Genomic DNA, 22,225 nt, shown 5'->3' with positions numbered 1-22,225 from the left:
ATATTTTTCAAGATAAATCCTTAGTCCAATTCTTTTAAATAATCAAGATATAATCTGACGGCTTCACGTTTCCGATCTGTCAGATGAAAATCGAGATGTTGGGTTAGATAGCGTGTGTAATCAAAACCCTCAAATTGGGGAAGCCCCGCAATAACATCTGTTGCGTGCTCGACTCCATAGGCTAATGCCGTATTGAATTGTTCGATAAAAGATTCCGGTAATTTCTTATTGCTTACCCAAAGCGCAAATGCAAAAGGTAATCCTGTGAAATTAAACCATTCTTTACCTAAGTCATAACTATACGGAACTGACTGCTTTTTACCAAAGGTGCGATCTCCAATAAGGACATAGGCATCTGGTTCGATGCTTTCGTCCGTTACTAACTTAACTTCTTTCTTCCAGTAATTCTTAATCAGTACCCGTGCCAGGCCATTGGAGGTTCGGGATTGTTTGTCCAATCTTAAAGTCCGCACTTCTTCAATGGGCTTATTGGCAAAAATAAAGACCGAATCGACAGCTCCTTCGGTGCCAATACAATAATCGGTATTGATATAGTATTCAGGAAGACTCAACAAGGCAGCGGTGGGTATTATTCCGATATCGGCTTCGTCATCAATCACTTTTTGTGCACATGCACTCGGATTATCAACACTCAGATCAATCTGATCTATCACTTTTGATTTACGTATTCCATTCAAGAACGGATAGGTATTGGTATACGATACGGCTGAAACTCTAATTTTATTCATTTATCAATGCTTCTAAGTGTGCGGTATTGTAATGGTCCACAATTTCAAATCGACCATTGTCATACAGCAATTTATATAAAGCAGTATTGGTATGTGGAAAGTCGTCCATATAACGGGCATCGATACCGGTCATCAGGCAGAGCATAACACGCAATGCGCGACCATGCATACAGACAAGGATATTCTTTTCGTCGGGCCGGGCCAGCATATGGTCCAAAGCTTCTTGCTGACGCGCCATCAATGCGTTGGGAGATTCTCCATTTTCAATACTGACATCCAGTTCTCCATTGCGCCAGGCTGCAACTAATTTTTCAAAACCAGCCAATAACTCTGTTGTTTGTTCTTTTCCTTCATATATCCCCCAACTGATCTCATCGAGGCCCACAAGCTGTTCCCAAGGCAAGTTCATATCAATAAACCCTTGTACTGTCTGGTGAGTTCGTCGTAATGTTGAGGTATATATTTTATCAAAGGGCACTGTATTGTACCGTTCAAAGAAAGCCTGAGCTTGGGCTATTCCAGTTTTATTAAGTGGAGAATTGACTCCTCTTCCCTGCACAATGCCCTTCAGATTTAGATCAGTCTGTCCGTGTCGTATAAAATAAAATGTCTTTTTCAAAATAAAGGATTATTAGTTTAGGGATTTACAACAGGTAAAGCGTAATAATTTTTCTTTTGGGAATCGGGTTCAAAGACAACGTCATTATAATCGGTCACGACATGATAAAGCGTATCCCGCTCAATCGGGTGACGTCCCACATTTTTAATCAATTCCACCACTTCTTGCGTAGTCATACCCGGTTTTTGCTCTTCAGCACCGGCCATACTATATATTTTCGTGGTATCATCTAATGTCCCATCGATATCATCTACCCCAAAAGCCAGTGCCAGCTGCGCAGTATCTCTGGATATCATTGCCCAATATGCTTTTATATGATCAAAATTATCCATATAGATACGTGCAATGGCGTAATTTCTCAAATCTTCAATAACGGAAACCTCTGGGATATGGGACATCTGGTTCTCCTTATTTCTGAATTTCAAAGGGATAAAGGTCTGAAAGCCTCCGGTTTTATCCTGAAGCTGTCTAAGACGTTCCATGTGATCCACCCGATGCCAAAACTTTTCGATATGACCATACAACATCGTTGCATTGGTATGCATACCAAGCTTATGCGCCTGTTCGTGAATGTCCAGCCACTGTTCGGCAGTACATTTATCATGAGCAATCTGCTCCCTTACTTCAGGATGAAAAATCTCCGCCCCTCCCCCTGGCATAGAATCCAGACCACAGGACTGCAAATATTTAAGCCCTTCATAGTGGCTCAGTTTAGCTTTCTTGAAAATGTAATAATATTCTACCGGGGTAAGTCCCTTGATATGTAATTCAGGACGGTGGGCCTTACATCTTCTAAAGAAGTCGGCGTAGAACTCGAGATTTTGCTTAGGGACAACTCCACCAGTAATATGCACTTCGGTAACAGCTTCATTATCATACTTTTTCACAATATCCATCATGCCATCTACTTCCATCTCCCAGCCATCGGCACGTTCCTTGATCATTCTGGAGTACGAACAAAACTTACAGTCATATACACAAACATTGGTTGGTTCGATATGAAAGTTCCGGTTAAAAAAGGTGTGATCACCATGGCGCTTTTCACGGATATAATTTGCTAAAGCTCCTAAATATCCCAACTCGCCTTTTTCATATAAAAGAACTCCTTCATCAAAAGTGATACGCTCCTCTCGCAAAACTTTTTCCGCTATATCTCTTAATTCAACGGCTAAATTTTTATCGTTGATCAAGAAATTCAATTTATCAATTGCGTTCATTAAATGTATCTCCTATCTAAAACAAATGTACCGAAAAGGCAACAAAAGTTATAATAAAAAATCTGTTAACAACTCCACTGAGCGAGCAAACAACGTCAGAGTTTAATCTGTAAACTGTTGCATTTCGATCAATTTCTTATAGAGGCCATCTTGTTGCAAGAGCTCGCTGTGACTTCCCGCCTCGACAATCTTACCGGCCTCAACCACGACAATCTTATCAGCATTTTGAATCGTGCTCAACCTATGTGCAATAACCACTGTAGTCCGGTTGTCCATTAATTTATAAAGCGAGTCCTGTACTAATTTTTCAGATTCTGTATCCAAGGCAGAGGTTGCTTCATCAAGCAGCATAATCGGTGGATTTTTCAGTACCGCACGCGCGATACAGATACGCTGCCGTTGCCCTCCGGACAGCTTGCCGCCCCGATCACCGATATTCGTTTGATACCCTTGATCTGTTTTTAAAATAAACTCATGGGCATTGGCTATTTTGGCTGCTGCTTCGACTTCTTCTTGGCTTGCATCAAGATTGGCAAAAGCAATATTGTTAAAAATGGTATCGTTAAATAAAATAGATTCCTGATTAACGACACCGATCATATTCCGTAAAGAATCCTGGTTAAGCTCCCGCAGATCCACCCCATCAAATAGAATCTGTCCATCCGTGACATCCATAAACCGCGGAATTAGATCCACCAAAGTGGACTTTCCACCTCCAGAGGGGCCAACCAATGCAACAATTTTTCCTTTTTCAATCGTCAGATCAATGCCCTGTAAAATCTTCCTGTCGGGTGTATAAGCAAAGTCCACTTGCTTAAATGTAATTTCCTTTTCAAAACCGTTCACAACTTGCGCATTCGGTTTGTCCTGTACATTACTTCTCTCATCAACCAGTTCCAGCACACGTTCACCTGCTGCTAAGCCATTATGGATCCCGCTAAACGCATCTGTCAATGCTTTTGCCGGACGCATAACCTGGGAAAAAATGGCAATATAAGCGATAAATTCAGGCGCAGTCAGGCTTTTATCACCAGAAAGCACCAAATGACCACCATACAATAAGATGACGGCAACCATCATGACACCCAATAGTTCGGAAACTGGGGAACTCAGTTGCTGCCTTTTGGCCATCGCACGACCAATATTGGCATAGCGCTCATTCTCGTTATGAAACCTGTTTTTAATAAATGAGACAGCATTAAAAGCCTTGATGATCTTGATCCCGGATAGCGCTTCATCAAGATAGGAAATCATATTGCCATAAGATTCCTGTGCAGACCGTGCTTGGCTTTTGAGATTTTTCACAATCCGAGCGATAAAAAACGCTGAAATAGGGATAACCAACAAAGAAAAGAAGGTCAGCTTTGCAGAAATATTAAACAGCATGACTATATAGGCAATCAATTGCAAAGGTTCTTTGAATACAACTTGCAGGGTTCCGGTAACTGAGTATTGTACGACCTGAACATCTGAGGCGACCTTGGATACGATATCGCCCTTCCGCTGCCCTGTAAAATATCCAACATGCAGATCCATGACATTATCAAATACAGCTCTACGAAGTTTTAATAACGTATGAATACGGAAATTTTCCATAATCCGCTGACAGAAATAGCGAAAAAGATTGCTGATAAAAACGGAAATAACAATAACAATACAAACATATTTCAAGGCACCATAGGCACCAAACTGATCATTTGCGAGGGTAGCATAATAATTAAACCATGCAAGGATGTCGGTGTATGTATCGGGTTTCACTGCTTCGACAGCTTCTTTGCCTGTATTAAACAGCGTGTGAAGCAATGGTGCAAGTAATGCTAAATTTAATGTGCTAAAAACAACCGTAATTAAGGTGAAAATTACATATGGGATTGCAAATTTCTCTATGGGTTTAGCAAATGATAAGAGCCTAAAATATGTTTTCATTTATTTTGAATTGAACAAAAATAACAAATTAATCAAGAAAAGCAGGCATCCCCCTTGATACAATAAAATTGTTGCAAGGTAATGATAAACCATAGTCCTTGCTACCCCTTGAAAAATCCACAAAAAAATCTCGTTTTTATAGATAATTCCCTAATTTAGCTTTATTCAAACACCAAATTTATTAAAATTAAGATGCAAATAGACGTTGCCAAAAGATTGCAGCACACAGAGGAATACTATTTTTCGAAAAAACTGAGGGAAATAGACGAATTGAATAAGCAAGGTGCGCGTGTCATCAATTTAGGGATTGGAAGTCCTGATTTGCCTCCACACCCGGAGGTGATAGCGACATTGAACACAAATGCCCAACTTCCAAATGTACATGGCTATCAAAATTATAAAGGGGCTCCGGTTCTCAGACAAGCCATTGCAGATTGGTATCAACGCTATTATAATGCAACTTTTAATCCCGATACAGAGATCTTACCTTTAATCGGTTCAAAAGAAGGTATTGTACATATCTGCATGACCTATCTTCAAGAAGGAGATAAGGCTTTGATTCCGAACCCTGGTTACCCCGCCTATGCAGCAGCCGTAAGGTTAAGCGGTGCAGAGGCAATAACCTATAACCTCAGCGAGGAAAATAACTGGCTGATTGATCTCGATGAACTACGGAAGCAAGATCTAACGCAGGTGAAATTGATGTGGATCAACTATCCGCATATGCCTACTGGGGCATCGGCATCGGATACATTTTATGCAGAATTGATCCAGTTTGCCAAGGAATACAATATCCTCATCTGCCACGATAATCCTTACAGTTTTATCCTGACCGATGCGCCACGCAGCATCATGCGTGTGCCGGGAGCAAAAGAAGTGGCTATTGAACTGAATTCACTCAGCAAGTCCTCCAACATGGCGGGTTGGCGGGTCGGGGTTCTGGTTGCTGCTGATGAACGCATCAATCAAGTTCTTCGCTTTAAAAGCAATATGGATTCGGGTATGTTCCTACCTGTTCAATTGGCTGCTGCAAAAGCACTTCAACTGGATGCAAGCTGGTATAAAGACTTAAATAAAATATACAGTGAAAGACGCCATAAGGTCTATGAGCTCATGGATTTATTAGGCTGTTCGTACCAAAAAGACCAAGTCGGTCTATTCGTATGGGCCAAGACTCCGGATGCTTACAAAGATGGTTATGCTCTGAGTGATACTGTTTTGGATAAATCACGTGTATTTATCACTCCTGGAGGTATCTTTGGGGACGGCGGGAATCAGTATATCCGTATTAGCCTTTGTGCCCAAGTTGATATACTTGAAGAATCTATCCAACGGATTAAGAATAGCTTTTAATCTTTCTAAAAAACAAATCAAGTGTCACGAGCTCATGCATATCCATGAAAATCAACACGTTTAAATAATTGTTCACATATGAATATAGCCATCGTAGGCGTAGGCTTAATTGGCGGTTCTGTCGCCATTCGCCTAAAGGAAACCAAATTCTGCAGTAAGATCATCGGTGTAGATAAAAGCGAGAAAAACCTTGATAAAGCCAAACAGATCGGTTTTATCGATGAGACAGCAACATTGGAAGAGGCAATCAATAGCTGTAAAGTATTGATCTTAACGATTCCTGTCGATGCAATTTTACAGGTTGTTCCACAGATCCTGGATCTGGTAACAGATCAAGTGATTATAGATATGGGATCGACCAAAACAAATATACTCAACAAAATCAAGGACCATCCCAACAGAGGCCGATATATTGCCGCCCATCCAATGGCCGGTACAGAGTATTCTGGTCCCGAAGCTGCTATAGCAGGACTATATAAAGGAAAGATGATGGTATATGTGGAGGCGTTCAGAACCGATGAAGATGCGTTTGAGATCGCCGATGCCATCACCGACCAACTGGAAATGCGCACCTGTTTTATGAATGCTGATGAACATGATGTACATACAGCTTATGTTTCACATATCTCCCACCTTACTTCCTTTGCGCTGGCTTTAACGGTATTGGAAAAAGAAAAGTCACAGGGACGTATCTTTGAATTGGCGGGATCGGGTTTTGAATCCACCGTACGTCTGGCCAAAAGCTCGCCGGACATGTGGACCCCTATCTTTAAACAGAACCGGGAGAATGTTCTCGAGGTTTTAGAAGAACATATCAAACAGTTACAATCACTCCATGATTCTATAGCCACAGAGGATTACGATAAATTACATAAACTTATTAAACGATCCAATAAGATAAAACGGATCATTAAATAATCTATCGAACAGAACAAGAACAAACAGATTGCTCAAACTAGGATCATAACGTGATTACCTAACCTGAATAAAAGAAAGCAAGGGTTCCTCAATAGGAACCCTTGCTTTCTCTTATTCATCTTCCAGCTCGTTAAACTTATCCAAGTCTATTTTTGCTCCTAAAGGATCTCCCAGTTTCTCTTTGACGGCGGCCCGATACGAGTACAAATCCGAATAATATGGGTTCAGCTGGATCGCCATGGAATAATCCCCGAGTGCACCTTCCAGATCAGCAAGTTTCTCTTTCAAGTCTGCGCGCAGGGAATACACATAAAAGTCTTCAGGATTTAATTCTACCAAGCGGTTAAAGTCCTCCAATGCTGCTGGCAAGCGATCTAATCGTTCAAGTAAGGAAGCCCTCTCCTCATATACGATAGACAGATCACTATTCAATCTTTCTGCTTGTGCATAATCTGCCAATGCCTTTTCTGGATAGCGATAGGACTCAAACACCTTCGCCCGAAAGATATAGGCTGCAGCTTGGTTTTTGTCTTGCTCAATTGCCTGACCAAAATCTGCTAATGCCCGTTCAAAACAGGTCAGTTTTAGATAGAGGCTCCCCCTAAAAACAAAAAGATTACTTTCGGGCTGAGGTGACTTTTCGATCGCTTTCGTATAGAGTTCAATCGCCTTTAGATAATCATAACAATGGACATACTCCAAGCCTAAAGAATTCAGTTCCTCGCTACTTAACTCGCTTTGTTTTGACTCAAGCTCTTGGATTACCAGATTTTCAGCTTCAAAATAAGCTAATTCAGCTTGATTTTCTTGCCATTCCAGGACGCTATGATAATTGAAATCCAGTCCTTTGGCGATCTGATAATCATAGAAGGCTCCCTCATCTTCACCAATAAGGCGATAGATCAAGCATCGGCTCGCATAGAAAAAAGGTTCGTCTTTGTAAGATGCAATGGCTTTGGTATAGACTTCTATAGCTTCCCGATAGGCTTTAATCTTAAAATAATAGAGTCCCAAGTAACTGTATGCCAACACATGGTTTGTGGTGGCTATGACCTCTTCGAACAGTACAATAGGGTCTCCATGAGCTATGATTCCGACGAGAAAACCTTTAAATAATTTTGCAATATCTTTTTGCTGCATATCCTCCAGCCATTCAGCATTGAAAGAGATGGTATTATCCGGAAAGAAAGACGGGATTGGCAAAAAGGAAAATTTAGCAAGCAATACTGGTGGCGGAAGTGTAAAATCCGTTTCTACAAAAGCTTGGTTTTGAAAGATAACAGATAGATTTGAAATCATATGCTTCATACCCAAAACTAAGTTAAATTTCAATACAAAAGAAATCTAATTCACACACAGTTTCAGCACACTTCTTTAGCTCATTTCACCTGTCAAATAGAGATATTTATAACGAACGATATCGCGTGAATTGGTAAATCGCACCAATTTTTCACGTTTGAAGACATAATTTGACACCTTATCTTCCATCAAGCGCAAGAATTCGACAAACTCGGCAAAAAAACTTTGGCGTTCACCAGCCGAGAACTGACTGTTTTTTACAATCCAGAAAAACTGATCTTCATTCACATGAAATGAAACTTCATTCTTTTTTTCTTTTCGAAAGATAAAGATTGGATCTTCTTCTTGGTTAATAAATAAGGCAAAACCGGTATTTCCACCATCAAGATTTACTACAAAAGCAGAAAAATGAACAGTACCTATCTGTAAATTTTCCAGACAAATTAATTTATACAACATCAGGTTGACAGTTAGATCACCTAAAAGTATTAAGTTTTTATTAAAAAACAAAAAAAGACCTACAATAATTTGTAGGTCTTTTTATCCATGAGTATGCTGAATTTAGAATGTAAATTTCACGGATGCATTCCAAGTTCTGCCCTGACCGATCAGCACAAAGTTAGAGGTATCAATTCCATTCCATGTATTGTTCACATCAGTGGTGACATTGCTGGATGTTGCTTCCGAAATATAAAATTTATTCAGTACGTTATTCATGTTCACACGAAAACTCATGCTGTTCTTATCATTCAAGCGAACTTGATACGACATCCCTGCATCCAACAGATTAAATGAAGGCAACTCCATCACCCGACCAACCTTTTTATCATCGATCACTTCGGTTCTATGTCGTGAGGAGTATAAATGATCGTATGACCTATAGTTACCATCAACAGAGAATCCCTTGAAAACAACATATTTTGCACCGATACCATAGGTTGTCTGAGCGGCATTACCAACATGCTCACCAGTCAGGTCAACTTCTTCCCTACCTAATTCTACACGGTTATCATTACGTTCAACAGCAGTTACTTTTCCATCATATTTCCAATCACCGATAGAAGCAAAACCTGTCAAGGTCAACCCTTGGAATGGACGCGCCGCTACATCTAGTTCGGCTCCCTTATGATCCTGTTTCACACCATAATTTGTCGTATAAATATATTGTCCGGCAAGGAGAATAGCAGGATCATTTGTCGGGTTATATTTAGCAACATCTTTGTCTGTTGCCAATCTTGAGCTACCTGTCACCCGGTTTTCCCAAGTCGTACGATAAACGTTTACATTGACATCCAAATAAGTCGATGCGAATTTATAGCCAGCTTCCAGGCCAAGGATTTTTTCATTGACCGCATTTTCATTGATATCATTCGCATAGTTCATGAAGATATTATTCTGATAAGGCTGACGTGAATAATAGCCTGCATTACCGAAAATAGTATGCTGTCCAATCGTATAACTTACACCTCCTTTGGTATTATAACCTAAATTATTGACACTTTTTGATTTTTCATTGCCCGGTGTATACTGGAAATAATCTTTCCTTATATTTTGCTGCTCTGAAAGAGATCCTTGAAAGAATGCTGTAAAACCATTCTTTGCATATTCAAGCTGTCCAAAAAGGCCTGCGTAACGGATATATTGATTGTAATCCCATGACAACCTATTTTCCCTTGCATCAGGTTTACTTGCAAAAGCTTTCCATGGATTGGTAGAATACGTTTCAGTTACCAATGGTAATTCCGGGAAATTGATATTCCCTCCCAAAACAACACCATCTTGATTACTCAATGGGTCAACAAGTTTACGGTAATGTGTTCCTTTATAATCTCTGGCATCAAAACCAATGTTAAAATTCAGGTTTTCACTCAATTTATTGTTATAGTTTGAGACAACACCAAACCACTGGTGGTTATTGACATCGGCAGCCAAGTATCCACCTTTATTAAATTTATCTGACCTCAGGCCTTGACCACCACCAGCAGCTAATGAAGCGTATACAACCGTAGATAATGACGATCTATCGTTGATGGTCCAATCCCAGTTCAAATTGGCGACAGGCTTATGATAGAAGTTCTTCTGAGGGTTCATCATGACACCATTGACATCTTTATAGTTATCATTATAGCGTTTTCCATATTGCAGGTAATTTGACAGCTTTGAAGTGTATCCCTGATTATGCCATTGTGGTGCACCAGTGACCATGAAATTAAAGTTATGTTTTTCATTAGCCTTATACCCTACGGAAAGGAAATAGCTTTGTCCAGCTCCTTCCGTATGATCCATATAACCATTACCTGACCATTGTGTAAACATCGCTGAAACAGCAAAACCACTTTTCATCAACCCGGTGTTATATCCTAAAGTAGCTTTCATGAACATATCATTACCGACGGTAGTCCGTATAAAACCACCCTCTTTCATGGCGGTGGATTGCGTCACATAATTGACTGTTCCCCCTACAGATGAGATCGCCAATTTGGAAGCTCCTAGACCACGCTGAATCTGTACCAAAGAGGCAATGTCAGTAAGTCCCGACCAATTGGACCAATAAACACTACCATTGTCCATCCCATTAATAGGCTGACCATTCAGTAAAAATGCAGTATTGGATTGGTCAAAGCCGCGTGTTGTCATCGATGATTCTCCAAATCCTTTTGCCTGGCCCGTAATATAAACTGATGGTGTATTCGCTAATGCAGAAGTAATATCCTGCGCACCGACTTTTTCTTCTAAATCCTGTTTATGGATTGTTGAGACTGCAATTGGTGTCTTTCTTCCTACAGCAATATCAATGACTCCATGACCAACAACAACAACCTCATCTAGATTAGTCGAAGAATTTTCTGCAAAAATTGGGTTTAGATTAAAGGGTTCGCCAGCCTTCAAGGTAATATTATCAAAGATAACTGGTGCTTCACCGATGTAAGTCACCTCTACTTTGTAGGGTCCTCCCGCCTGAAGATTTAAAATTTGAAATTTTCCTTCGGCATCAGCTGAACCACGAACGACTTGTCCACTTGGGATGTGGGTAATTTTAATGGTTGCTCCTTTAACTGTTTGTCCAGTAGCTTCTTTAACAACTCCTGAAACCGAACTAGAATTTGCTGTCTGGCCATTGACGATACCATAACTAGCAAAAACAAGTGCAAAAAAAAGTAAAGACTTTTTCATTGTTAGATGTGATTGTTTTGTTTTTGTGCCGCAAAATTAGGAATTGATTGTCTTTTTAACTAATTTTAACATTCATCATGTTACAAACCTCTCCTTTACGGCCAGTTTAGATTTTAATCATCAATAGGTAAATCAGGAGATCACAAGCATAAACAAAATAAATCTCCCTTAAAAATCAAAAAAAAGCAATAAATCCACCTGTTTTATCAAAATAAACGAAAAGTATTCAAAATAAAATTTTGTCCGTTCTGAATAACAACATATTTCTATTTTTTGGTGATTTTATATAGTTTATACATCATTTTGCTGTATGATCCTTATTTCGTTTATCAATTGCACTTGTTCTTCCGATACTATTGGATTAGAATGAAAATAATTAACTTTAGGCAATCGTGAAAAATATGTTATCTATTGAACAAGTTTACAGGGGTGTACTTGAACCCGATTTGATCAAGGAAATAGAACAGTCAGCCCATATCAGGACCTTTCAAGGGGGCGAACTGATCATTGATACGAATCAATACATCAAATCCATGCCTTTGTTGCTCGAGGGAGCCATAAAAATTGTCCGCGAAGACGAAATCCAGGGGGAATTGCTACTTTATTATCTCGAACAAGGGCAAACCTGCACCATGTCCATTGCCTGCTGCTTGGGAAATAAGAAAAGTGAAATCCGTGCCCTGGCCGAAAAAAACACGACCGTGGCTATGATCCCCAATGAACAGGTCAATCTTTGGATGGGAAAATATCCCTCCTGGCGGAACTTTATTATAGCAAGTTATGCCAGCCGCATGGACGAAATGCTCCAAGCTGTGGATAGTTTGGCCTTTTCCAATATGGAAGAGCGAATAATGAGCTACCTGCAAGCCAAAGTAAAACTCAACGAAGACAGAATCCTTACCCTTACCCATCAAGATATTGCCTCCGATCTAAATACTTCCCGGGTCGTGGTCTCCCGTATTTTAAAAAAACTAGAACATGAGGATAAAATTGTTTTATTACGAAACGAAATCAGGGTATTAATTTGACAATCCCACTGTTTCATGATCAAGCAATTCCGCAGGGCAAGACAGCTTTTCTATGCAAGCAATTCAGATCCAGCTACATCCTGTTTTGTTTAGATTCTCCAACATTCGTATCTTTAGTATAAATATTTTCCGATTGGCTCACCGGATTTTTAATAAAAACAGATCATATGAAGACAGAAAATGTAGGATTTATAGGATTGGGAAATATGGGATTTCCAATGGCAAAGAATTTAGAGAAGGCCGGATTCAGGCTCTCTGTATATAACAGAAATATCACAAAGACGGAAGGCTTTAGTACTGGGACCGCTGTTCAAAAAGATCTTGCAGATCTGGTGGAGACGAATGCCGTTATATTCACGATGCTGACCAATGATACTGCTGTATCTGAGGTCTACGCTAAAATCGTTGAACTCCCCATTCAAGGTAAATTGTTTGTCGATATGAGTACCATTTCACAGGAACTCAGCATCAGCTTGGCGAACCAGCTCCTGGGAAAGGGAGCTGCCTTATTGGATGCTCCGGTCGCGGGGAGTACCAAACCTGCGGCAGAAGGTACGCTTATCATTATGGTTGGCGGAAATGAAAGCGACCTTCAACGTGCTAGGCCATATCTGGAAAAGATGGGAAAATCCGTTAAACATCTTGGTAAGAATGGAAATGGTATCGCTGCAAAACTTGCCATTAATTATTTTTTGTCCATTATTTATCAGGGCCTGGCTGAAACGGTCTTGTTTGCTGATCAACTGGGGATTGCCCGACATGAGATGCTTGAAATTATCAACGATAGTGCAAGCGGTAGTGGTGCTACTAAGGTAAAAACCCCATTGCTTGTCGAGGAGAACTATACTGCCGCATTCGCTTTGGACCTGATGCTCAAAGACATCCGTTTAGCGCAACAAGCTGGAGCAAACTATCCGTTGCTTGACACTTTATTAAAGACCTATCAACAGGCACATGATAAGGGGCTGGGGCAGCAGGATGTCATCGGGATTATTGAGTCCATAAGGAGTTAGGATAAACCACATGTTAAAAACATTTATATTATGAAAACAATACTCACAGTATGCATACTTACAATGGCCACTATGACTACAAAGGCACAACAGTTAACACAAGTATCTTATAAAGACGGCACACAAAATCTCCAGGGATTAATTACGGGCAATGCCGATAAAAAGGGCGGCCCTGGGGTCTTAATCCTACCAGCTTGGAAAGGTATTGACAACGAGGCTAAACAAGCTGCCTTGCAGCTTGAAAAAGAAGGCTACATAGCCTTTATTGCAGACATTTACGGCGAAGGGAACATCCCTGCCGACAATACTGCAGCCTCCAAAATAGCTGGTCATTATAAAACGGATTATAAGGCCTATCAACAACGTATCGCTCTTGCTTTAGAACAGCTGAAGCAAGCTGGGGCAGATCCAAAAAGACTTGCGGTCATTGGCTACTGTTTTGGTGGCAGCGGAGCCCTGGAAACTGCACGTGCGGGACTCCCTGTGGTGGCCGTAGTCAGTATCCATGGTGGGCTTTCAAAATCAAGTGACAGACCCAATGGTCCTATCGCGCCGAAAGTCCTTATTGAGCATCCGGCCGACGACAAAAGTGTTTCAAAAGCAGATTATGATGGCCTGGTCAACGAATTAAACGAAGGTAAAGCCGATTGGCAGATTATTACTTATGCCAATTCAGGACATACGTTTACCAATCCCGAATCTCCAGAATATAATCCCACAATGGCAAAACGAGCCTGGGACCATACATTAATGTTCTTACAAGAAGTGTTAAAGTAAGCCTATCAGCCGACAGCAATACCACATAACCAGAGCGTTCAGCCAACATTGTCAGTTCTTTTTCCTGTGCTGGTATTGCTGTTGCTTTCTTATTAGCATAACAGAAAAGCAAAGCTGCTCCCCCCTCCCATTTATATGACCATAAGAATCGGCAGCAAAAAATAGCATGCCCCTTTTCAGCGACCAGCTTATCCTTGCTTTCATGCCGGCCCTGCTTTCCATTCCAGGATGGACAACCACCTGAAGAGGGCACAATGATGGCTCAGGTACATCAATATTAAAAAGTCCTTTTTTTTGTTTAAGTTTGGTGTGGCTTTGGGGGTATTCTGTATAGAATTGAGATAGTCCCTTTGAACCTGATTCGGTTAATACCGGCGTAGGGAAAAGCATATGCTTATGGTATAGCAAAATATACTGCTGAACAGCCCCAACCGTCTCATTTCTTCCCCCTCGGAGCCACACAAATCGCTTAATACAAAAACGAATGGAAGATTCAATTATTAAACTGTTAAAACAAGTCAGACAGCAGAAACCATTGGTACATAACATTACCAATATGGTGGTCATGAACAATACGGCCAATGCTTTACTGGCTCTTGGTGCCTCTCCGGTCATGGTCCACAGCCCTTCGGAGGTTCGAGAAGTTGTGGATCTTGCCCAAGCACTCGTGCTGAATATTGGCACGTTGAGCGAACTAACGGCAGAATCCATGCTGATCGCTGCGGAACATGCGAATAATATTGGTCGTTCTTGGGTATTGGATCCTGTTGGAGCAGGAATATCTGCGTTTCGGAATGACTTATTAGTGAATCTCCTTACACTCAGGCCAACGGTGATACGGGGCAATGCTTCCGAGATCATGACCCTATATAATTTCAATCAAGTCAATACGAAAGGTGTGGATAGTACGACAGATAGCCGTGATGCCCTCGCATTTGGAAAAGCCTTGCAAGAACAGACAGGGGCTATTGTCTGCATATCCGGGGAAATCGATTATATTCTTTCAGAGCAGCATACGGTCGAAGTCCATAATGGTCATCCGTTGATGACACAAGTCACAGGGCTAGGATGTAGTGCAACAGCACTTATCGGTGCATTTTTAGGTGTCACCGACCGGGTATTTGAAGCCTCTATCGCCGGAGTTTCTATCTTGAGTTTGGCGGGAGAACTGGCACAACAACGATCTTCAGGACCTGGGTCATTGCAGGTAAACCTCTACGACGCTCTTTATCAAATGGATGATGAGATCATCAGAACACATCTCAAAATCAAGCATTATGCCCATTAATCCGCAATTCCCATATCCTTTATATTTAGTCATTTCCGAACAGGATTGCTATCCCTGGCCATGGCTCCAGGTTGCTGAGGAAGCCATCATTGGCGGTGTGGATATTATCCAGTTACGGGAAAAGAACGAAACTCCAGAAAGATTTTTAGCCAAAGCCAAGAAGCTAAAGCAAATCACCGACCATTACGGTATTCCTTTGGTCATCAATGATGCTGTGGACATTGCCATTGAAGTTGAGGCTTGGGGGGTACATGTCGGACAGCAGGACTGTCAACCTATAGATATACGAAAAAAATATGGACACAACATGCACATAGGTTGGTCTCTGGAAAATATTGTCCAACTTGAAAGCGAGCAAATGGCTGCAGCAGACCATCTTGGTGTAAGTCCAATTTATTCTACAAAAACAAAACCTGACACCTTGACTGAATGGGGGATCAACGGTTTACGGCAATTGCGTGAATTGACGGAGAAACCACTTATTGCAATTGGAAACATGAATATAGACACCCTTACAGCTGCTTGGCAGGCTGGGGCAAATTCCATTGCCGTTGTTTCGGCAATCTGTCAAAGTAAAGATCCCCGGCAAAGCAGTGCCCAATTAAAAGAACTGTTGACATGATGACAACTAAAAAATATACTGTCCCCACCGTACTGAGCATTGCTGGCTTTGATGGCAGTGGTGGCGCAGGGATTCAGGCAGACACCAAAACAATATCAGCCCTGGGCTGTTATGCCATGAATGTCCTTACGGCATTACCTGTACAAAATACACAAGGTGTCCGACATATTTACGAAATTCCCACACAGGCAGTTCGAGACCAGCTGGATGCTATTTTTGACGACATCTATCCCGATGCGATTAAAATTGGTATGGTACATAGTTTGGAACTTGTCGAATTGATCAGCTCTTTTCTGAAGGATTACACCGGTGAAATTGTCTTTGACCCGGTCATGGTTTCAACCAGTGGCCATAAATTAATCCATGATGATACAATACAGGCCTGTATAGATCTACTCTTTCCTCGCGTAAGCCTTATTACGCCCAACCTGGATGAAGTCAGTGTGCTTGCAAAAAGACCAATAGACACGATCCAAGAAATGGAAAAAGCGGGTTTTGATCTATTGAACCAAGACTGTCAGGCCGTGCTAATTAAAGGTGGTCATCTCCAAAGTAAAGAGCTCACCTCACTGCTCTTCCAACAGAAGCAGGGGGTAGTCGCATTTACATCACCTAAAATTGACACAAAGAACACCCATGGATCTGGTTGTTCTCTTTCATCAGCAATAGCGAGTCAGCTGGCTCAGCAATATCCGCTTGACCAGGCCGTAGCGGTAGCGTTAGATTATGTACATGAAGCGATAAAAGGCAGTAAAGATCTAATTATCGGCAAAGGAAATGGGCCGCTCAATCATTTTCATCACCCCTATAAACTTATTCAACATGAAATGGACCAATAGCGCTTGGGACGCCATCAAAACGATTTATACCGAGATAAGGACCATGCCATTCATCACGGAACTTAGCCAGGGCAGTTTGCCCTTAACCAAATTTCAATTCTACATGCAACAGGATGCTTTCTATCTAGAAGAATTTGGGCGGGTATTGGCCTATATCGGTGCCAAAAGCACCGACAACCAACAGGCTCTGGATTACTTTGAATTTGGACGCAATGCGCTTATTGTTGAGAAAGCATTACATGAAAATTATTTTAAGGAATTTGGACTAAATCCCCAAGCTACCACAAACAAAATTGAACCTGTTTGCCATCATTATGTTCATTTCCTTAAAAGTGTTGCCGCATTCGAACCCATAGAAGTTGCCATGGCAGCGACCTTGCCATGTTTTTGGATTTATAAAGAAGTCGGAGATCACATTGTCTCAACATCCAATGGAGATCATAATCCCTACTCCAAATGGATTGATACCTATAGCAGTGCGGAGTTTGAACAAGGCGTAATCAAAGCAAAAAACCATGTAGACAAAATTGCTGAACAAACTACTGCAACAAATCAGGAAAAGATGCGACAGGTGTTTATCACGGCTTCCCGTTTGGAATATCATTTCTGGCAAGCAGCTTATGAGAAAAAAATGTGGTAAGGGGAAAACAGAACACAAGCTGTCCGATAGCGAACAGCAATTGTTCAAAAGCGGGCAATGTAGCAAAACAGATAAATATATAAAATTTTAAATATCAACATATTACAGCAAAAATATAGTTTGGCATTACTATTATATTATTTCAGCTGAAATGGAATGATCGATCAGGATCAAAGTTCCATTCCAGCTGAAACATATCAAGAACAATCAACAGGAAAAGGATACATGGTATAAAACAGCATGTAATCAGGCTAAAATTATAGAAAAGACAACAATAAATTATTTACCAATAAAAACAATGAAAAGAATCTTAACCATCGCCTTTATTTCATTTTTGTATGTAGCTCAGGCTCAACAACGTGAAACACGTAAGATCACAGCCCTGGACGGTATCTCCGCAGCAACATCTTTACGCGTGGAATATGTACACGCCAACCGTAATGAGGTTGTTATCGAGACAGACCATGCAGCACATTTGCCTCTCATTGAGACCAACGTTAAAAATGGGGTGCTCTATGTTCAATATAAAAGAAATTCACAGATCAAGAATGGCAGAAACAACCGAGTAATTGTTTATTCAAGTAAAATTCCGACAAATTTCACGGCATCTTCCAGTGGTTCGATCTACAGTAGCGAAAGCATACAGGCTAATAAAATTACTGTTAGTGTATCTTCCTCGGCTAAGATAGAACTCAAGAAATTAATCGCCAATGACATTGCGCTCTCGACAAGTTCATCCAGCAGATTAATAACAGCAGTAAGCGCAAAAAACCTGGAGATCAATTCAACCAGTTCTTCAAAACAGACCATCGCAGGAAGCGCGACCAATTTGCGTTTGAACGCCAGCTCTTCAACCGCCGTTGACATGGCTTCGTTTACAGTGACTAACGCACAAATCAATGCCAGTTCATCAGCAGCAATTACCCTAAGTGTTAAAGATAATTTACAGGGTAAGGTGTCTACTTCTGCCAAGATTTCCTTGAAAAATAGGCCCAGAAATATTCAGGTAGATAAATCTACAAGTGGCCAAGTACTTCTATAATTTTTTCGGGAATATCTTACAAAGGCATTCCCGAAAAGATACTGTTTATTATTTATGTTTAATGTTAGTTCGCTCAGGATGGTATCCTCCCAGATACCATCTTGTTCGTTTTTATTTTGCTCATACCGTCCTTCACGAGATCAATCCTTTTTCTCCACTTATGCTAAATCATAATCAAGGAACCATCACGATGTGTAAGTGACTTCAAAGTAGAAAGCACAACAAGCTAAATGAGTGCATAACCTTAACTATTGACGGTTTCATTTGATTTTCGTATCTTGAAATCTACGTACATGAACTATAAAATACTTCCGGCAATGGATAATTTCTTAGCAAGCAGCATCAAACAATTTCATTACTACAAATCATTGGGCGATCAGACTTTCGATCAACTCCTTGATGAGCAGCTATTTTGGCAATTCAATGAATCCAGCAACAGTATCGCACTCATTGTCAAACATTTGAGCGGAAATATACTTTCCCGTTGGACTGATTTTCTAACGGCTGATGGGGAGAAAGCTGGAAGAAATCGGGATATGGAATTTGAAAATACATGGTCAACCCGGGCAGAACTGATAGCGCATTGGAATAAAGGCTGGAGCTGTCTTTTTGAAGCACTTGACTCCTTATCGGAAGAAGATCTACAACGTATCATTTATATCCGAAATCAGGGGCATACGGTTATGGAAGCAATTTTACGTCAACTAGCGCATTACCCCTATCACATTGGACAAATCGTTTATATCGGAAAAATGTGCATGGACCAAAAGTGGTCTTCGTTATCAATACCTAAAGGAAAGTCAGCAGTCTATAATCAAGCGAAATTTGATCAGACAAAGAAAAAGCAACATTTTACTGATGAATTCTTAAAAAAATGATAAACAGCCTATCTATCCTTTAGAGCGATAGTACCTGGCCAAAAGATTTGCTTTCAATCGATGTCCTAAATAGGAAAAAAATAGCCTGCAGAAGTCTGTATTTTCACTTATTTTCCGACAACTTTTAGTTATATTTGTCTAACCCTCCGCTACTATTTTTTCTAAGTTGCAGTAGGCGCTGGTTTGTTTTACGACTATGAAAAATTCGATCAAGATCATCAACAATTATGAATATAAAAAGCTATTCTTACCTGATGTTTCTGAACACAATTTATTCAATGAGAATAAGATCCAAGTCTACCGCATTGAAAACTATCTAAGAAGCATTGTCATGCCTGTCATCCCCTATAGGACGACATTCAATTTTCTTATTTTCGTTACTAAAGGTTCATTGACGCAGCACCTGGAAACTGCTTCCTACACCCTTAGTGAAAATCAGGTCATCAACATCAAACAGGGTAATATTACGGCTACCTTGGCAATTTCAGACGATGTAGAAGGCTTTTTTGTTGTTTATGAAAATGAAATCGTGACGGATATTGAATTAGGAATAAACGACATTAAATTTTTCAATTCCCATCCCTTCACTACCCTTAAACCGCATGTAGCCAACTGGATCCAGCAGATGCTTATCCTACTGGAAGAGGAACTTTTCACTGAAGGAAGGGTCATGGAGGTCTGTATCTCGATGATGCAGTGCATCTTATTGAAAGTTATTAAATCGGATATTGAGACCAAAGCTCCCATGAGCCGACAACTGGATATTGCTTTCCGTTTTCGGGAATATGTCCAAAAATTCCACATTGACCATAAAAATGTATTGTTTTATGCTAATCTATTGCATATTTCGGAGAATTACCTCAACAAATGTGTAAAGGAAGCAACCAATAAACCACCAAAACAATGGATCAGTGAAATTAGTATTTTACATAGCCAAATCTTATTGCAGGATGCTACCCGGGATATTGCCGGCATCGCATTTGAACTAAAATTCCAGTCACCCTCGTATTTCACAAGGCTATTTAAAAAAATCACCGGGTATTCACCCAGTGATTATCGAAAACATAAGTTTATGTCGGACTAATGTTTGGCTTTTTTATAGGGCAGATTCCAAATTAAATCTACCGCGAGATAATGCACGCCAAAATCCACTTTGTCATAACCTTTGATGAGGTCATTCATATACCCTAGATCTAGTCGCAAAGGAGTCTTTGGAATATCTGTCATATAATAAAATCCCAGACGTGTTTCTTTATACCCAAAGCTCGACCATGCACTATGTGGCTCATACATTTTACTAATTGCGAATAAACCTTCGGCACTCAACGCCAGTTCCTGTTTATTCTTATCCGAAATCTTAAAGTTTACCTGGGATTTTAGCCGTGTCCTGAGTTGAAAATTTTCTTCTGCTTTTTGAAAATCGGCGGTAAAAAACTTCCTGAACTCTTGTCGGAGTGTATTTTTCCATTTCCATCGGCTGCCAAAGGCAAATGTGTAGGCATAACGTCCATATAATCTGAATTCTTGCTCGACACCTTCATTATGATAGGGTGCAGCAGCATCGTATACATTCTGACGGCGATAGCTCAGGGCATAGCTATATTGTTGATTTTTGGCAAATTTGTGATAGATTTCATGGTTTACAACCCAAATTGCTTGTTTATGGAAAGGATTTGAGTCTTCAGGGGTACTTTTAGTTCCCAGGCCAATGTAGGTCAGTGCTTCTTTTGTACCGGCACTATCTAATTTGCGTCGAAGTCCCAAAACTGACCAAGAGGCTGTCTTTGCTTTACCCAAGCCTGGGGGACTCACTTGTCCATATACCATATTTATTTGAATTCCCAATAAGAGTATTATTGGGAATAGTTTTATTAGGCGAAATTTAAACATCATAAAATTTTAATTTAGCATAAGGACTACGGTGTTTCCGTTGTCCCGGAAAACTTGGTCACCAACCAGTTGTCCAGACGTTTGACAGGTTCCATAACCCACATGGCAACCACAAAAGGAAAAGTCAAAACAGTCCATCCATTATGGATCAAGAAGTGGTCTAGGTAGGTGGCAATGATGACAGCAATAAGTACATAAACGCCGTCCCGAACACGCTGACCACTCAATGCGATGCCACATAATACGGCATTGAAACTAAAGATCCCATTATTGGTCATATCATTGGATTCATGTCCGTGATGAGAAATGTAAACACTCACGATCACGGCAGCAAAAGCATAAAGTGCTCCTATCGGCTTGCTGATAAATACACCAATGAAAAAGACTAATCCCGCGATCAAACTTCCCTGAAATATAACCTGTCCGAATGCGTGACCTTCAATGAGGAAGTCATCCATTTCTTCGATATCGACGAAATGCTCAGGTACGGTGCGCAGGGCCAGTTCAGGAATGCTCAATACATATAAAGCGATCCACGTAATCATAATAAACGGGAAGGTAAATGCAGGAATATTTTTCTTTAGCGCCAATCCCATCAGTATTGTGGTCAAGGCAGATCCAATGACCAGTGCAACCCATACCCAAACATTGGTCTGAAAATAAAAGACCACAGCAATACCATATAATGCAGCATTAAACCCGAATAGTCCATCATTGATGTGATCTTCATCAAACTTCATCAATTTGGCCGTGATCATTCCAACAAGGTTGGCTAGTATCCCGGCAAATCCCATAAGTGTCGAATCGTAAATAATAGCACCTATAAATAAGATACCTGTCCATATGTTACCTTGTAACATGATCTGTCCAAATCCTTTAAAAAAAGCTTTGATAAAAGCCAAAATATTATTTTTCATCAGTATGTAATTACTTCATGAACTTATGCGCTTCAG

Annotated in this window: 20 protein-coding genes, 1 pseudogene and 1 riboswitch; of the genes and pseudogenes, 12 read left to right on the top strand and 9 right to left on the bottom strand. The window is 40.5% G+C overall.

Features of this window, described 5'->3' with window-relative positions:
• Positions 1 to 20 precede the first annotated feature (20 nt).
• The 4 genes from HX021_RS00675 to HX021_RS00660 all read right to left on the bottom strand — a co-directional run bounded on the left by HX021_RS00675 (position 21) and on the right by HX021_RS00660 (position 4,511).
• Positions 21 to 749, bottom strand: a complete 729-nt coding sequence (locus HX021_RS00675) for a menaquinone biosynthetic enzyme MqnA/MqnD family protein (RefSeq protein ID WP_286587520.1) — start codon at positions 747 to 749, stop codon at positions 21 to 23.
• A complete protein-coding gene (locus tag HX021_RS00670; RefSeq protein ID WP_286587519.1) occupies positions 742 to 1,368 on the bottom strand; it encodes a histidine phosphatase family protein in 627 nt (208 codons plus the stop codon). The genes HX021_RS00675 and HX021_RS00670 overlap by 8 nt, the downstream gene beginning before the upstream one ends.
• Positions 1,369 to 1,385: 17 nt before the next feature.
• A complete protein-coding gene (gene mqnE / locus HX021_RS00665; protein WP_286587518.1) occupies positions 1,386 to 2,585 on the bottom strand; it encodes an aminofutalosine synthase MqnE in 1,200 nt (399 codons plus the stop codon).
• 102 nt (positions 2,586 to 2,687) lie between these two features.
• Positions 2,688 to 4,511: an ABC transporter ATP-binding protein gene (locus tag HX021_RS00660; protein ID WP_286587515.1), complete on the bottom strand. Its 1,824-nt coding sequence runs from the start codon at positions 4,509 to 4,511 to the stop codon at positions 2,688 to 2,690.
• A 192-nt stretch (positions 4,512 to 4,703) separates the two neighbouring features.
• Between HX021_RS00660 and HX021_RS00655 the strand changes: the two genes are divergently transcribed.
• Together HX021_RS00655 and HX021_RS00650 are read left to right on the top strand one after the other, a co-directional pair.
• The gene (locus tag HX021_RS00655) at positions 4,704 to 5,864 is read left to right on the top strand and encodes a pyridoxal phosphate-dependent aminotransferase (protein WP_286587514.1); all 1,161 of its coding nucleotides are present in this window, start codon (positions 4,704 to 4,706) and stop codon (positions 5,862 to 5,864) included.
• Positions 5,865 to 5,936: 72 nt separating this feature from the next.
• Positions 5,937 to 6,782, top strand: a pseudogene (locus tag HX021_RS00650) (prephenate dehydrogenase); the annotation flags it as partial.
• 111 nt (positions 6,783 to 6,893) lie between these two features.
• On the opposite strand, the gene HX021_RS00645 reads toward HX021_RS00650, so the two are convergent.
• The 3 genes from HX021_RS00645 to HX021_RS00635 form a co-directional block, all read right to left on the bottom strand.
• Complete coding sequence (locus tag HX021_RS00645; protein ID WP_286587512.1) at positions 6,894 to 8,090, bottom strand: tetratricopeptide repeat protein; 1,197 nt, start codon at positions 8,088 to 8,090, stop codon at positions 6,894 to 6,896.
• A 66-nt stretch (positions 8,091 to 8,156) separates the two neighbouring features.
• Positions 8,157 to 8,540, bottom strand: coding sequence for a hypothetical protein (locus HX021_RS00640; protein ID WP_286587511.1), 384 nt, complete (start codon positions 8,538 to 8,540; stop codon positions 8,157 to 8,159).
• Between the two features lie 102 nt (positions 8,541 to 8,642).
• On the bottom strand, positions 8,643 to 11,255 hold the full coding sequence (locus HX021_RS00635) for a TonB-dependent receptor (protein WP_286587509.1): 2,613 nt from the start codon (positions 11,253 to 11,255) through the stop codon (positions 8,643 to 8,645).
• 401 nt (positions 11,256 to 11,656) lie between these two features.
• Here HX021_RS00635 and HX021_RS00630 point away from each other — a divergent pair, with 401 nt between their 5' ends.
• The 10 genes from HX021_RS00630 to HX021_RS00585 all read left to right on the top strand — a co-directional run bounded on the left by HX021_RS00630 (position 11,657) and on the right by HX021_RS00585 (position 20,466).
• Positions 11,657 to 12,283 (top strand): Crp/Fnr family transcriptional regulator, encoded by a 627-nt coding sequence (locus HX021_RS00630; RefSeq protein WP_286588501.1) that lies wholly within the window; start codon positions 11,657 to 11,659, stop codon positions 12,281 to 12,283.
• Positions 12,284 to 12,450: 167 nt separating this feature from the next.
• Complete coding sequence (locus HX021_RS00625) at positions 12,451 to 13,296, top strand: NAD(P)-dependent oxidoreductase (RefSeq protein ID WP_286587507.1); 846 nt, start codon at positions 12,451 to 12,453, stop codon at positions 13,294 to 13,296.
• A 30-nt stretch (positions 13,297 to 13,326) separates the two neighbouring features.
• Positions 13,327 to 14,073, top strand: coding sequence for a dienelactone hydrolase family protein (locus tag HX021_RS00620; RefSeq protein ID WP_286587505.1), 747 nt, complete (start codon positions 13,327 to 13,329; stop codon positions 14,071 to 14,073).
• Positions 14,074 to 14,380: 307 nt separating this feature from the next.
• Positions 14,381 to 14,473: riboswitch (TPP riboswitch) on the top strand.
• Positions 14,474 to 14,557: 84 nt separating this feature from the next.
• On the top strand, positions 14,558 to 15,361 hold the full coding sequence (gene thiM / locus HX021_RS00615; RefSeq protein ID WP_286587503.1) for a hydroxyethylthiazole kinase: 804 nt from the start codon (positions 14,558 to 14,560) through the stop codon (positions 15,359 to 15,361).
• Positions 15,351 to 15,983 carry a thiamine phosphate synthase gene (thiE, locus tag HX021_RS00610; RefSeq protein WP_286587501.1) on the top strand — a complete coding sequence of 211 codons (633 nt, stop codon included), beginning with the start codon at positions 15,351 to 15,353 and terminating at the stop codon, positions 15,981 to 15,983. Before thiM ends, thiE begins: the two co-directional genes overlap by 11 nt.
• Positions 15,980 to 16,822 (top strand): bifunctional hydroxymethylpyrimidine kinase/phosphomethylpyrimidine kinase, encoded by an 843-nt coding sequence (thiD, locus tag HX021_RS00605; RefSeq protein WP_286587499.1) that lies wholly within the window; start codon positions 15,980 to 15,982, stop codon positions 16,820 to 16,822. Before thiE ends, thiD begins: the two co-directional genes overlap by 4 nt.
• Complete coding sequence (gene tenA / locus HX021_RS00600; RefSeq protein ID WP_286587497.1) at positions 16,806 to 17,462, top strand: thiaminase II; 657 nt, start codon at positions 16,806 to 16,808, stop codon at positions 17,460 to 17,462. The genes thiD and tenA overlap by 17 nt, the downstream gene beginning before the upstream one ends.
• Positions 17,463 to 17,760: 298 nt before the next feature.
• The gene (locus tag HX021_RS00595; protein WP_286587495.1) at positions 17,761 to 18,504 is read left to right on the top strand and encodes a GIN domain-containing protein; all 744 of its coding nucleotides are present in this window, start codon (positions 17,761 to 17,763) and stop codon (positions 18,502 to 18,504) included.
• Positions 18,505 to 18,797: 293 nt separating this feature from the next.
• Entirely contained in the window at positions 18,798 to 19,382 is a 585-nt protein-coding gene (locus HX021_RS00590; RefSeq protein ID WP_286587493.1) for a DUF1572 family protein, read from the top strand.
• Between the two features lie 196 nt (positions 19,383 to 19,578).
• The gene (locus HX021_RS00585; RefSeq protein ID WP_286587492.1) at positions 19,579 to 20,466 is read left to right on the top strand and encodes a helix-turn-helix domain-containing protein; all 888 of its coding nucleotides are present in this window, start codon (positions 19,579 to 19,581) and stop codon (positions 20,464 to 20,466) included.
• Here HX021_RS00585 and HX021_RS00580 read toward each other — a convergent pair.
• Together HX021_RS00580 and HX021_RS00575 are read right to left on the bottom strand one after the other, a co-directional pair.
• A complete protein-coding gene (locus HX021_RS00580; protein ID WP_286587490.1) occupies positions 20,463 to 21,275 on the bottom strand; it encodes a porin family protein in 813 nt (270 codons plus the stop codon). The two genes, HX021_RS00585 and HX021_RS00580, sit on opposite strands and share 4 nt — an antisense overlap.
• Before the next feature lie 23 nt (positions 21,276 to 21,298).
• The gene (locus HX021_RS00575) at positions 21,299 to 22,189 is read right to left on the bottom strand and encodes an urea transporter (RefSeq protein ID WP_286587488.1); all 891 of its coding nucleotides are present in this window, start codon (positions 22,187 to 22,189) and stop codon (positions 21,299 to 21,301) included.
• Positions 22,190 to 22,225 lie beyond the last annotated feature (36 nt).

Source organism: Sphingobacterium sp. N143 (genome assembly GCF_030325625.1).
Taxonomy (GTDB): Bacteria; Bacteroidota; Bacteroidia; order Sphingobacteriales; family Sphingobacteriaceae; genus Sphingobacterium.
Note: the sequence above shows the minus strand (reverse complement) of the source record. Positions and strands in the feature narration are given on the sequence as shown.

Excerpts from the sequence above, each read along its gene's own strand:
- HX021_RS00675 (WP_286587520.1), bottom strand. The coding sequence starts at position 749 with ATGAATAAAATTAGAGTTTCAGCCGTATCGTATACCAATACCTATCCG.
- mqnE (WP_286587518.1), bottom strand. The coding sequence starts at position 2,585 with ATGAACGCAATTGATAAATTGAATTTCTTGATCAACGATAAAAATTTA.
- HX021_RS00660 (WP_286587515.1), bottom strand. The coding sequence starts at position 4,511 with ATGAAAACATATTTTAGGCTCTTATCATTTGCTAAACCCATAGAGAAA.
- HX021_RS00655 (WP_286587514.1), top strand. The coding sequence starts at position 4,704 with ATGCAAATAGACGTTGCCAAAAGATTGCAGCACACAGAGGAATACTAT.
- HX021_RS00645 (WP_286587512.1), bottom strand. The coding sequence starts at position 8,090 with ATGAAGCATATGATTTCAAATCTATCTGTTATCTTTCAAAACCAAGCT.
- HX021_RS00640 (WP_286587511.1), bottom strand. The coding sequence starts at position 8,540 with ATGTTGTATAAATTAATTTGTCTGGAAAATTTACAGATAGGTACTGTT.
- HX021_RS00635 (WP_286587509.1), bottom strand. The coding sequence starts at position 11,255 with ATGAAAAAGTCTTTACTTTTTTTTGCACTTGTTTTTGCTAGTTATGGT.
- HX021_RS00630 (WP_286588501.1), top strand. The coding sequence starts at position 11,657 with ATGTTATCTATTGAACAAGTTTACAGGGGTGTACTTGAACCCGATTTG.
- HX021_RS00625 (WP_286587507.1), top strand. The coding sequence starts at position 12,451 with ATGAAGACAGAAAATGTAGGATTTATAGGATTGGGAAATATGGGATTT.
- HX021_RS00620 (WP_286587505.1), top strand. The coding sequence starts at position 13,327 with ATGAAAACAATACTCACAGTATGCATACTTACAATGGCCACTATGACT.
- thiM (WP_286587503.1), top strand. The coding sequence starts at position 14,558 with ATGGAAGATTCAATTATTAAACTGTTAAAACAAGTCAGACAGCAGAAA.
- thiE (WP_286587501.1), top strand. The coding sequence starts at position 15,351 with ATGCCCATTAATCCGCAATTCCCATATCCTTTATATTTAGTCATTTCC.
- thiD (WP_286587499.1), top strand. The coding sequence starts at position 15,980 with ATGATGACAACTAAAAAATATACTGTCCCCACCGTACTGAGCATTGCT.
- tenA (WP_286587497.1), top strand. The coding sequence starts at position 16,806 with ATGAAATGGACCAATAGCGCTTGGGACGCCATCAAAACGATTTATACC.
- HX021_RS00595 (WP_286587495.1), top strand. The coding sequence starts at position 17,761 with ATGAAAAGAATCTTAACCATCGCCTTTATTTCATTTTTGTATGTAGCT.
- HX021_RS00590 (WP_286587493.1), top strand. The coding sequence starts at position 18,798 with ATGAACTATAAAATACTTCCGGCAATGGATAATTTCTTAGCAAGCAGC.
- HX021_RS00585 (WP_286587492.1), top strand. The coding sequence starts at position 19,579 with ATGAAAAATTCGATCAAGATCATCAACAATTATGAATATAAAAAGCTA.
- HX021_RS00580 (WP_286587490.1), bottom strand. The coding sequence starts at position 21,275 with ATGATGTTTAAATTTCGCCTAATAAAACTATTCCCAATAATACTCTTA.
- HX021_RS00575 (WP_286587488.1), bottom strand. The coding sequence starts at position 22,189 with ATGAAAAATAATATTTTGGCTTTTATCAAAGCTTTTTTTAAAGGATTT.